This is a genomic window from Ignavibacteria bacterium (assembly GCA_016873775.1).
GTDB lineage: Bacteria > Bacteroidota > Ignavibacteria > UBA10030 > F1-140-MAGs086 > JAGXRH01.
The window spans coordinates 1-11,810 of the sequence record VGWC01000075.1 but is presented as its reverse complement, the minus strand read 5'-3'; the positions used below and the strand labels follow the sequence as shown (position 1 = coordinate 11,810).

The window sequence follows — 11,810 nt, the reverse complement described above, 5'->3', positions numbered from 1 at the left end:
TGCGAAAATGAAAAGGAATACAATTTTTTTCTATACTATTTACCTCGGGAACTACTTTCCAACTTTTTTAGTTTGAGTGAAGTCAAATTTACATATTTTTTCTACAATCAAATCTATACGGAGTTAATATTTATGTACCGTAAAACATTTACGTTCTTAATGATTGCTTTGGTTTTCTCAGTTATACCGCCGCAATCGCTTGCACAAAAAAAAATCGAGAAAAAAGTTATTGTTCGAGCAGGTAATCAAGGATGGCTCGGTGTGTATATTCGAGATGTTTCCAAAAAACTTGTTGAAAATAATGAACTTTCCGTGAACAACGGAGCATACGTTTTTGAAGTTATCGAAAATAGTCCCGCAGATAAAGCGGGAATAAACGAGGGTGATGTTATTGTAAAATTCAATGGCAACGACATAGATGACGCAGATGAACTTTCAGAAATCGTTCGAAAGAATAAAGCAGATTCGGAAGCAACGATTGATGTAGTTCGAGGAAAAGACACAAAAACCTTTACAGTCAAACTCGGCGAATTTTCTTCTTCTGATGAAAGTAATGATTCAGACGAAGAAGAAAACGACGACGACGAAAGTGCAGAAATATGTATGGAAAATTTTGCGCCGCACGCAATGTTTTCAATGATGGAACAAAACGAATTCAACGGAGTATCCATTATGGAACTCAACGAACAACTTGCAGAATTCTTGAATGTTCCAAACAATGAAGGAGTGTTGGTTTCTGAAGTTGAAAAAGAAAGCGACGGAGCAAAAGCAGGTTTTAAAGCCGGTGATGTAATAACAAAAATCGGCGGAAAGAACATTGACGAAATTGCAGACTTGCACAAGCAATTCAAGAAAAACTATGGTAAAGAAATCAACTTCAATATTTGGAGAAAAGGTACATCCGTAACACTGAGAATGGAAGTAGAGGATAACGATTTTTCTTCAAATTGTTGCGGTAAAGAAAAATGCGGCAAACGATTTCGATTCTTTAATTTTCGGTTCCCTAAGTTTCACGGAATGTACGACGGATTCCATTATCAATTAGACAACTTCAACGACAAGTTCAAAGACTTTCAATACAAATTCAAGATATTCAAAGACAAAAAAGAAACGAACGAACTATAGCATTATCAAAGGCGAAGTTTATTACTTCGCTTTTTTTTGTACGAGAAAAAACTATTTTTCTCGTTTTACAATGACAATTGTTTTATCGTCCGACGCGCTTCCGTTTGCACTGAATTTTTCCACGTCTTCTATTGTCAACTGGCAAATTTCCTTTGCCGAACATTTTTGCAGTTCAAACAATTTTTCAATTAGCCGAGACTCTCCGTAAAATTTTCCTTCATCATTTGATGCTTCAATGATACCATCGGTGTACAATAACAATATATCATTCGGATGAATCAGTGTACTTTCTGTCTGAAAATGTGCTTCTGGAAATGGACCTAATACTTGGCTTGTTGTTTCGAGAAATTCAACTTTCTGTTTATGTGTATGCAGTAATACCGGATTGTTATGACCAGCGTTCGAATACACAAGCAAACCGTTTTTATCGTTCGTGAGTTCTCCAAAAAAAAGTGAGACAAAACGTTCATCAGCAAATGTTTTGTTTAAAAGTTTATTTGTACGCGAAAGCAATACGGAAATTTTTGTTTGATGAACAATTCCCATTCGCAATGCGCCCGAAGTATATAACGCTTGCGCAGCAGCAGAAAGCCCTTTACTCGCCGCATCGCCAATCATAATTGCTAATCTGTCGCTTTCATCACTCTGAACGTAATCAAAAAAATCTCCGCCGACAACGCGGTCTGCAATTGAAATCCCGTATAAATTGTAGTTATGAAATGTGCATTCGTGTTCAGGAAGAATTCGTCGCTGAATGATGCGCGCTTGGTCTAAATCGCGTTCAAATTCTTTCGCCGTGCGTTCGTTTTTTCTTTTCTGCAATATTGACGTAAGCGAACTTCCGATGACATTCATCGTTTGCAACATTGCTTCGTTGATGTACTCCGAATTGAATGCAAGCACATACGGAAACACAGAATGTTTTTTCCACTTTACAACTTCTCCAACGCCTGTCGCTGAATATTTGTAAATACCTTTTCGTCGTAAATATTTGTTCGTTTCCGTTGCTAATATTGTTCGCTTATTCACGAGGTCGAGAAACATAGGATAATCAAGAGCACTCAATTCAAAATTATTCCGAACGCGGTCAATTTCACCGACTTGCGCAATTAAACAATATACTCCTTTTCGCGCGTCAAATTTCCAAAGGCGTCCTCCCTTAATTTGAATATCTTCGTTGCGGACAATATTTTTCAATACGTGAGAAAGCAGTTCTACATCGCTTTTATATTCAATGGATGCAAATTGCTCAATGGTATAGTAAAGTTTTCGTAGATGCATTAATAAATTCTTCGATTCTGAATTTTAGGAGTTTTATTTCTCAATTACCGTTCATTCATTATACTTGTTATGGAAAACAACCAAAATCCGAACTGTCACCTGTGTTGGGGCGCGTTCCTCTGCGGGATTGGATTTGGATTTATTATTCTTATTTGGACAATAATTGAACATAAATTTCTCTATGTGCAGTTAATTTTCGATACTCAAAATTTTTCTTCTTTCCACCTTTGAATGAACGATCCACTGCTCCACTTATCATATCAGTCTTTTGCAACAAATTATTAGAATAGGTAGGTTGAATTTGCACTTTCTTGATATGAGTTCTTCCGCTTGTTAATGTGTTTATTTTTCGCTGCAAACAAGCATTGCCATCAATTATATATCACCTTTTATCGGTCGCAGAACTATTTCCTCACACACAACATCGGATGGAAAACGATAAACTTGCAATACAGATTCAGCAACTGATTTTGGCGACATCATTCGTGAAGAATATTTTTTTCTATCTGCTTCATTCCACATTTTCGTTTTAGTAGCGCCGGGAAAAACATTGACAACACAAATATTTTTATTGCGCACTTCTTCCCGTAAAACATTTCCCAACATCATCCCTCCCGCTTTCGAAGCAGAATACGCTCCGCTATTGATAAATGTTGTTCTCGACGCAGTAGATAGTATATTGAAAATCCATCCTTTTTTTCTTTTCAACATCGAAGGGAGAACTACTTTCATACACAAAAACATTCCCCGCAAATTCACAGCAAAAACTTCATCAAATTCTTTTACAGTAGTTTTTTCTAATGATTTGAAAACGGTAACGCCTGCATTATTGATAAGAACTTCAATTTCTCCCAATTCTTTTTGAATTTTTTTGTGAATTTGAAAAACAGATTTTACCGTCGTAATATCGCATGGAAAGCTTTTTGCAATTCCATCAACGGAAACAATTTCTTTTTCAAGTTTCAGCAATTCTTTTTCATTGCGGGAAGAAAGAGCAACGATACATCCAATGGAGGCAAATTGTTTCGCAAGTTCTTTTCCAATTCCTCTGCTTGCACCGGTAATCCACACTACGGGACGAAATGCAAGTACTTTGTTTTTATGATGTTTCATTGTGTGAAATAAAAATTCCAAATCTCAAATAAAATCCAAAGAACAAATTTCAAACTGGAGATTGCTTCATCACAATACATCAGGATTCGCAATGACAATTTGTTTTTTGAGTTTTAAATTTATTTGAAATTTGCTCTCTGTAATTTGGAATTTACCAACTACGAAAGTTTAATGTTTATCAAGTTCAGAAACTCATTTCGCGTTCGCTCATCATCACGAAACGAACCAAGCATCGCGCTTGTTATTGCAACGGAATTTTGTTTTTCCACTCCTCGCATCATCATACATAAATGTCGCGCTTCGATGACAACTCCAACTCCATCGGGATTTAATGAATCAAACAACGTATCTGCAATTTGTTGCGTCATTCGTTCCTGCACTTGTAAACGCCTCGCAAAGATTTCTACGATACGCGGTATCTTTGAAAGCCCAACAATTTTTCCGTTCGGTATGTATGCGATATGCGCCTTTCCATAAAACGGAAGTACGTGATGTTCACACATACTGAAGAAATCAATATTCTTCACAATTACCATTTCGTTATACTTTTCTTCGAATATTGCATTGTTAAGAATTTTCTGAACATCTTGTTCATATCCGCTTGAAAGAAAAAGCAGAGATTTTGCAACCCGATACGGTGTATTCAATAATCCTTCGCGCGTTGGTTCTTCTCCAATCAATTGAAGCAATTGATGAATAACATCTTTCAAACGTTCTATTCGCCGTTGCTTTTCTGCTGAAAGTTCTATATGCACAGTGGTATTGAAATCAGTAATGTGAAAATAATTTACTCACCTTTGTATGTAACAATATTTCTTCCGGATTCTGCAAGTACAATAGAATACAACTTTCCCGGAAATATGTTCGGCTCAAGTATTTTCCAAAATTCTCTTGCAAGATTTTCCGCTGTTGGAATTATTCCATGCAAAAAATCAACGTCAAGATTTAAATGTTTATGGTCAACTTTTTCCAACAATTCTTTTTTGATGATGTCAGAAAGTTTTTTCAAATCCAAAATCATTCCCGTTTCTGCATCAGGTTCGCCGACAATGGTTACTTCGATATCGTAATTATGTCCGTGTCCGTTGGGATTTGCGCATTTGCCAAACACTTCAAAATTCTTTTCATCAGAAAATTTCGGATTGAAAAGACGATGCGATGCAGCGAATTGTTCTTTGCGTGTTAAGTACACCATCAATGTTTTGCAAGATAATTCGCAACACTATCGTGCGATTCTTTCAATGTGGATTTCCCTTTCGTCCAATTTGCAGGACAAACTTCACCGTGTTCTTCGGTAAATTGCAATGCATCAACCATTCGCAACGCTTCATCAACACTGCGTCCTAACGGAAAATCATTGATGAGCAAATGACGCACAATTCCATTTTTATCAATCAGAAATAATCCCCGAAAGGCGACCATCGAACCATCAGAAGTGAATTCGTTTTGTTCGTTCACGAAAAAATCTCCATCGAGCACTCCGTAATTTGCAGAGATAGTTTTTGTTGTATCAGCAACAATCGGATACGTGATTCCTTGTATTCCGCCTTGTGCTTTCGGAACCTGCAACCATCCCCAATGCGATTGCTCTGTATCCGTTGAGCATGCAACAACGACTACATTACGATTTTCAAATTCAGAAAGTTTCTCCTGAAATGCGTGAAGTTCCGTTGGACAAACGAATGTGAAATCTTTCGGATAAAAGAAAAACACTATATGTTTTTTACCAAGATATTGCTCTAATGAAAAATTCTTGACGATATTCCCTCCGTTGATTACTGCGTTTGCAGAAAACGAAGGGGCTTTTTTACCAATAAGTGAATACATAATTTATTGAAAATAATAGTTGGATGAGAAATTTTGTTTTAGAAATTATTTATGAAGGATACGTGCATCACAACAAGTTCAACGCAGTACGTTTTTTTTTCCAAAATATTTAAACAAAACGCGACGTTGATTATACTGATGAGAACGGATAAATCTACGATGAAGTAATTGCTTTTGTTATTTCTACGTACGGCGGCTCAATTCCCGGTTGTTCAGAAATCCAAACATATTTTATTGTTCCATTTTCATCGAGTATAAAGACTGCGCGTTTAGAAACGGAATATCCCTGAACACCAATAAAATCATCGTGTGTTCCACAGTATAATTTTGAAACATTACGATTAAAATCGCACAACAGTGGAAATGTGAGATTGTTTTGCGCTGCGAATGCTTTGTTTGCAAATGGTCCATCTACGCTAATTCCTACTATTTGTGCATTGAGTGAATTGAAGTTTGCTAACGAATCGCGCAATGCACACATTTCTTTTGTGCAAACGCCGGTAAATGCGCCGGGATAAAATGCGAGAACGGTATTCTTTCCCATAAATTCTGAAAGCGAGCGTTCTTTTTTATCGGCATCGAATAATGTAAAATGAGGGGCTTTATCTCCGAGGGTTAATGACATAAGTTCCTTTGTTGTTTTGGGGTTAAAAAATTGAAGGCAAAATTTATTCAAAACTTGAGTGAAATGCAAAGAAGATGCAATCACAAATCCATTCTCACTGCGAAGTGAAACAGATGTATATTTTTTTCTTGAAAAGAATTTTTGGAAAACGCATATTGAACTTCTACAAAATAATCGCGAATAAATTCATACTTTGATACAAACTCAATATGAATGTTTTTTTCCATGCGACCGTCCAGAAATTTTACTTTTTCCGCGTCGTATTTTCTGTGGGGAAGCAAAAAATCTCCGCCAACATTGCGATAATTTCCGTTCGCAGAATCTATATTCTTTCCGTGCCGAGAAACATTCATTCGAACAGAATTACTCCAATCTTCATCCGCTTGATGCTCTATTTCAATAAAATAATTTTCTGAATTCGGTTGCAATGAAGTTCCGAGTACATAGCCATCGTGCGAATAATTATTTTCCCGCGAACGCCCGTGCGAAAAAACATATGGCTCAATGCGTGTGTATTCAAATCGGAACATCGTATTTTCAAGAGTGAACGGCTCTGCAAACAGGAATCCTCCTTGCATTGCCCAACGATTATCCCAAGAATTTGTTCCGAATGTTTTGAAATTGATATCGTCGAACATCAGAGAAGAACGTATTTGAAAATTATCGAACAACGAACTTTTCAAATCGAAAACTAAAAATGTATTGTCGCGTTCTTTTCGCGCGCGTTGCACCGATTCAAAAAAAATAAACGGATTGAGATATGCCGCATCCACCGAACGATTACTGTAAATTACCATTTCATTTATACCGAAATCAAAATATCGCGAGAACGTAATTCCGATACGGTGAACAGCGATGTATTTATCAGCAAGCGTGCGTTCAAAATCATTCGTTTGCGGTAAAAAAATTAATGAACTCTTCGAAGGTAAAATCCATCCGTGTAGAAAATTGTATTGCAACCATTGATACTGTGTTTTGAATACAACAAAATCGAATTGAGGAGGATGGTCAGAAAGAATCAGTCGTTCACCGATTCCACTTCCCCATAATATTCTTTCTCTTCCGAGTTGAAACGAAAATATATCAGCATCATAACGAAGATATCCTTCTGTAAAATCGAAATTGCGAAACGCTGTATCGTATATTTTGAAATTCGCTCTCAAACGTTTATCACGTAACAACACATCTCGGTCACCGCGAAATTCCGCATTTGTACCTTGCAAATAAAAACCAAAACGATTTGCAAACGTTCCCCGTGCGCGTCCTCCAAACTCTACAAATCCTGCTCGCTCATTTTGCTTCGAAGTTTGGCGATAATCAATATTCAGAAGCCCATCAATCGTAATTGAAGCATTAGAATCGTGCAACGTGTAGAGATGCTTGATGCTGTTGAAATACTTTGCATCACTCTTTCCTGAAAATAATGAATATGAATTTGACAGATTTTCATTCGTTTCATTTTCAAACTCGACGAAATATTTTTTCAATAGTGCATTTTCCTTTTGATGTAAGGGCTTATTCTGTATGAGCATTAAATGCATGGCTATTTCTTTTCTCGATAACGGAAGTACAACATTATTGTAATTTTGAAGAAATCCACGCACATTCATTCGTTCAAGAAATTGGTACACAGGATGATGCACAGGAACATTTTCTGCTTGAGAAAAAATTTTTATTGAAGAAGAAAAACAAAGCGCTGCATATAAATATACAAGAGATTTTTTTTTAAAAGTATAGAAGTATTTCATCATCAAAAATACAATCCGTGTAACATTACTGATGGGTAAATTTGCAAAGCAGGAAGCGGAAAACGGTAGAAGTTCAATAATTGTGCAACGGCTCTTCCCGTCCAATTATCTTGTGGAATAATTTCTTTAAAATCAAAATCTAAACCGACGAGCGCAACGGGATATTGTTTGTCGGGAGATTCCGTTCCGCGAACAGAGTAACCGATAGCGAGAGAAAAAAATGAAGGAAAAATATTTTTTTGCAAAGGGAAAAGTTTTGTAGTGTTTAAACTCAACCAAAATGTTTGCCCTTCATAATCGTCAATGATAATATGTTTTTGACCAGAAATATTTCCCGCTTCATTGAGTTTGCGCGGATAGTAACTTGCTTTGAAATTCATTGATTGAAAAAAAGGAACGTGATACTGAAGCACAGGATACCATGCGCCAACAATATCTGCAGCAGCGTCAACACGGTCAAATCCCCAAAGCGAAAAGCCATCTTGAAATTCTACAAACAGTTGAAAAACACTTCCGCTAACTGCACCATAATACAACGAAGATTGTTCATTCATTCCGGACCATTCTAAACTTTTTGCGCTGACAAATGTTAAAATATTTCCTCCCCATACGTGACCGATTTTATCAACATTCAAGCCGTATTTCAAATCTTCTCGAAAATGAAACGGCTTGCGATAATTTTTCCACCACGCATTGAGTTCGTAGATATGAATGGTCGCCATCGTTCCCAAATACGTGCCAGAAACAAGCGCTAAACGAGGATAACTGATGCGAGAAACATTTGCCGTATATGGATAATTGAGTGAATCAATTTGTGAATGAGCAGTGAAATAGACAAAATTGAAACAAGTGTAAATAAAAATTTGATTTATGTATTTTATCATGCAACCGACTAATCAACTTACATTTTTTATACGTGAAGTTGAGAACGAAAATAATAAATTGTTTTTTGCAGTCCCTCACTTCGATTGTATTTCGGTATCCATCCTAAAAAATTTTCTGCTTTACTAATATCCGGACGACGAACTTTCGGGTCGTCTTCGGGCAACGGCTTGAAAACGATTGTACTGTTGCTTTTTGTTAAAGCAATAATTTCTTTAGCGAGTTCCAACATCGTAATCTCATCAGGATTTCCAATATTCACCGGCTCAACAGTTGAAGACATCATCAAACGAAAAATTCCATCTATCAAATCGTCAACATAACAGACACTACGAGTTTGATTTCCATTTCCAAAAACAGTAACATTTTCACTGCGTAAACTTTGTGTAATGAATGCCGGAATTGCTCTTCCATCATTGATTCTCATACGTGGTCCGTACGTGTTAAATATGCGCACGATACGTGTTTCGATGTGATGAACGCGATGATATGCCATCGTCATTGCCTCTGCAAATCGCTTTGCTTCATCATACACGCCGCGAATTCCAATTGGATTAACGTTTCCCCAATACTCTTCCACTTGCGGATGAACGAGCGGGTCTCCATAAACTTCAGAAGTTGAAGCAAGAAGAAATCGCGCGTTTTTTGCGCGAGCAAGTCCAAGCGTTTTATGTGTTCCCAACGAACCGACCTTCAAAGTTTGAATCGGAACTTTCATATAATCAATCGGACTTGCGGGGGAAGCGAAATGCCAGATATAATCAATATTTCCTTCAACATAGATATATTCTGTTACATCTTGCTTCGCAAAGAAAAAATTTTCATTCGTAAAAATATGCGCAATATTTTCAACAGAACCTGTAATTAAGTTATCAAAACAAAGTACGCGGTGTCCTTCGTTCAATAATCGCTCGCACAAATGGGAGCCAAGAAATCCTGCTCCTCCGGTTACTAAACTTATGGGCAAATTCATAAGCCGATTTCTCCTCTTCCTATGCTAATATAGATAAACCCTTTTTCTCTAACCATAACTGGGTCATAAATATTTCTTCCGTCAAATATGATGTTTCGTTTCATGAGTTGTTTCATACGTTCAAAATCCGGACGACGAAATTCGTTCCATTCTGTTAAAATCAAAAGCGCTTCTGTGCCTTTTAACGCATCGTAATTGTTTTCAAAATATTTTACTGAATCTCCAATTTGTTTTCTTATTTCTTTCATTGCAACGGGATCGTGAACGCGAATGACTGCACCTCGTTTTAATAGTTGTTTGATTATTACTAACGAAGGCGCTTCACGAACATCGTCGGTATTGGGTTTAAATGATAATCCCCAAACTGCTATATGCTTTCCTTTTATTTTCTTTCTAAAATATTTCAACAGTTTATCAACGAGAATTGATTTTTGTTTCGTATTGACTTCGTCCACTGCTTTCAGAATTTTAAAATCGTAACCTGCATGCGCCGATGTGTGCATCAATGCAGTTATGTCTTTCGGAAAACACGAACCGCCATAACCGATTCCGGAAAACAAAAAATGCTGTCCAATTCGAACATCGCTACCGATACCGCGTCGAATCGAATCAACATTGGCACCTACTTTTTCGCATAAGTTTGCAACTTCATTCATAAAAGTAATCTTCGTTGCCAACAAACTGTTCGCTGCATATTTTGTAATCTCCGAACTTCGTTCATCCATAACAATAATCGGATTGCCCGTTCGAACAAACGGCTCGTACAAATCTTCCATTATTTTTCTCGCACGAACAGAACGCAAACCAAGAACAACTCTATCGGGTTTCATAAAATCGCTCACCGCGGCACCTTCTTTTAAAAATTCCGGGTTCGATACTACATCAAATTCATACGTTGTTTCACGTTCAATTGTCATTCGAATTTTATCTGCAGTACCAACTGGTACCGTGCTTTTCGTAACAATAACTTTATAGCCGTTTAAGAATTTTCCAATTTGTTTTGCAACCGTTAGCACGTGTTTTAAATCTGCAGAACCATCTTCATTAGGAGGAGTTGGAAGCGCAAGAAAAATCACTTCGTTTTGCTTCACTGCGTTTTCAATGCTGGTAGTGAACGTTATTCTTTTTTCATGAATGTTGCTCCGCAAAAGTTCTTCTAATCCCGGTTCAAATATGGGAGACTTTCCTTTACGCAACATTTTTATTTTTTCTTCATCAATATCTACGCAAACAACATTGTTGCCGCTTTCTGCCAAGCATGTTCCGACAACAAGTCCTACATAACCAGTTCCAATAACGCTAATTTTCACAATGATATAACAATTAAATAGTGTAATAATTTGTCAAAAAATTATACACTTCCGATGAATTAAAAAAAAAATGTTCACACTAATGAATGTTTCACTACAACCTGTTCGTATGTATTCAGAACAGTTGTTAATAGGAACCTTTACCGAAAAGGACAACGGGGATTGTTTCGAAAAGTATTTCCAAATCAAAAAGAAAGGATTGATTTTCCACATAGTATAAATCGAGCAACACCATTTCTTTGAACCCTATATTACTTCTTCCGGATATCTGCCATAACCCTGTAATTCCTGGTTTCACAATATCGCGTCCACGAATTGCATCCCAAAACTCCGGCTCTTCTTCAAAGTTATTAAAATCCGAAACCGGTAACGGACGCGGACCCACTAAACTCATTTCACCTTTGAGTACATTGAACAATTGCGGCAGTTCGTCTATGCTAAGCTTTCTGATAATTTTTCCTACGCGCGTTACTCGCGGGTCGTTTTTCATCTTGAAGAGCATTCCTGTGGATTCGTTAAACTGAAATAAACTTTCTTTCAAATTGTCCGCATCTTTCAACATACTGCGAAACTTGATGAAATCAAATGATGTTCCGTCTTTTATTGCTGCACGTTTCTGTTTAAAAATAATCGGTACGCCCGATTCAACCATAATCGCAATCGCCGTTACGATGTACAACGGCGATAATAACAATATGAGAACCAACGATGCAACAATATCGAACATACGTTTGAGAATCGCTGATACAATTTTTTTCTTAACTGTTGTACCCGAAAACAATGGTATTCCTGCAATATCGTACACATGCGCCATCTTGAGTAATTGGTCGGATTCGGGAGAGAGTATTTTTAGTTCAATGTTTTCTCGCTTACAAATTTCTACGAGTTCGGAATATCCGTTCGTTGCAAATTTCGGGGACGGAATA

Annotated in this window: 12 protein-coding genes; 1 reads left to right on the top strand and 11 read right to left on the bottom strand. The window is 37.0% G+C overall.

The window, feature by feature from the left end; translation table 11 throughout:
* Positions 1–132 precede the first annotated feature (132 nt).
* Complete coding sequence (locus tag FJ218_09445) at positions 133–1,125, top strand: PDZ domain-containing protein (GenBank protein ID MBM4167123.1); 993 nt, start codon at positions 133–135, stop codon at positions 1,123–1,125.
* Between the two features lie 51 nt (positions 1,126–1,176).
* On the opposite strand, the gene FJ218_09440 is transcribed toward FJ218_09445, so the two are convergent.
* From FJ218_09440 to FJ218_09390, 11 genes are all read right to left on the bottom strand, one after another.
* Positions 1,177–2,406, bottom strand: coding sequence for a serine/threonine-protein phosphatase (locus FJ218_09440; GenBank protein ID MBM4167122.1), 1,230 nt, complete (start codon positions 2,404–2,406; stop codon positions 1,177–1,179).
* Between the two features lie 375 nt (positions 2,407–2,781).
* Positions 2,782–3,519 carry an SDR family oxidoreductase gene (locus FJ218_09435; protein ID MBM4167121.1) on the bottom strand — a complete coding sequence of 246 codons (738 nt, stop codon included), beginning with the start codon at positions 3,517–3,519 and terminating at the stop codon, positions 2,782–2,784.
* 158 nt (positions 3,520–3,677) lie between these two features.
* Positions 3,678–4,274, bottom strand: a complete 597-nt coding sequence (folE, locus tag FJ218_09430) for a GTP cyclohydrolase I FolE (GenBank protein MBM4167120.1) — start codon at positions 4,272–4,274, stop codon at positions 3,678–3,680.
* Between the two features lie 32 nt (positions 4,275–4,306).
* Positions 4,307–4,714 (bottom strand): 6-carboxytetrahydropterin synthase, encoded by a 408-nt coding sequence (locus tag FJ218_09425; protein MBM4167119.1) that lies wholly within the window; start codon positions 4,712–4,714, stop codon positions 4,307–4,309.
* The gene (locus FJ218_09420; GenBank protein MBM4167118.1) at positions 4,714–5,346 is read right to left on the bottom strand and encodes a peroxiredoxin; all 633 of its coding nucleotides are present in this window, start codon (positions 5,344–5,346) and stop codon (positions 4,714–4,716) included. The genes FJ218_09425 and FJ218_09420 overlap by 1 nt, the downstream gene beginning before the upstream one ends.
* Positions 5,347–5,500: 154 nt before the next feature.
* Complete coding sequence (locus FJ218_09415) at positions 5,501–5,971, bottom strand: peroxiredoxin (protein MBM4167117.1); 471 nt, start codon at positions 5,969–5,971, stop codon at positions 5,501–5,503.
* Between the two features lie 80 nt (positions 5,972–6,051).
* Positions 6,052–7,722 (bottom strand): hypothetical protein, encoded by a 1,671-nt coding sequence (locus FJ218_09410; protein MBM4167116.1) that lies wholly within the window; start codon positions 7,720–7,722, stop codon positions 6,052–6,054.
* The gene (locus FJ218_09405; GenBank protein MBM4167115.1) at positions 7,722–8,603 is read right to left on the bottom strand and encodes a DUF2279 domain-containing protein; all 882 of its coding nucleotides are present in this window, start codon (positions 8,601–8,603) and stop codon (positions 7,722–7,724) included. Before FJ218_09405 ends, FJ218_09410 begins: the two co-directional genes overlap by 1 nt.
* 26 nt (positions 8,604–8,629) lie before the next feature.
* Entirely contained in the window at positions 8,630–9,568 is a 939-nt protein-coding gene (locus FJ218_09400) for an SDR family oxidoreductase (protein MBM4167114.1), read from the bottom strand.
* A gap of 2 nt (positions 9,569–9,570) precedes the next feature.
* A complete protein-coding gene (locus tag FJ218_09395; GenBank protein MBM4167113.1) occupies positions 9,571–10,884 on the bottom strand; it encodes a UDP-glucose/GDP-mannose dehydrogenase family protein in 1,314 nt (437 codons plus the stop codon).
* 127 nt (positions 10,885–11,011) lie between these two features.
* Positions 11,012–11,698, bottom strand: coding sequence for a sugar transferase (locus FJ218_09390; protein MBM4167112.1), 687 nt, complete (start codon positions 11,696–11,698; stop codon positions 11,012–11,014).
* Positions 11,699–11,810: the final 112 nt, after the last annotated feature.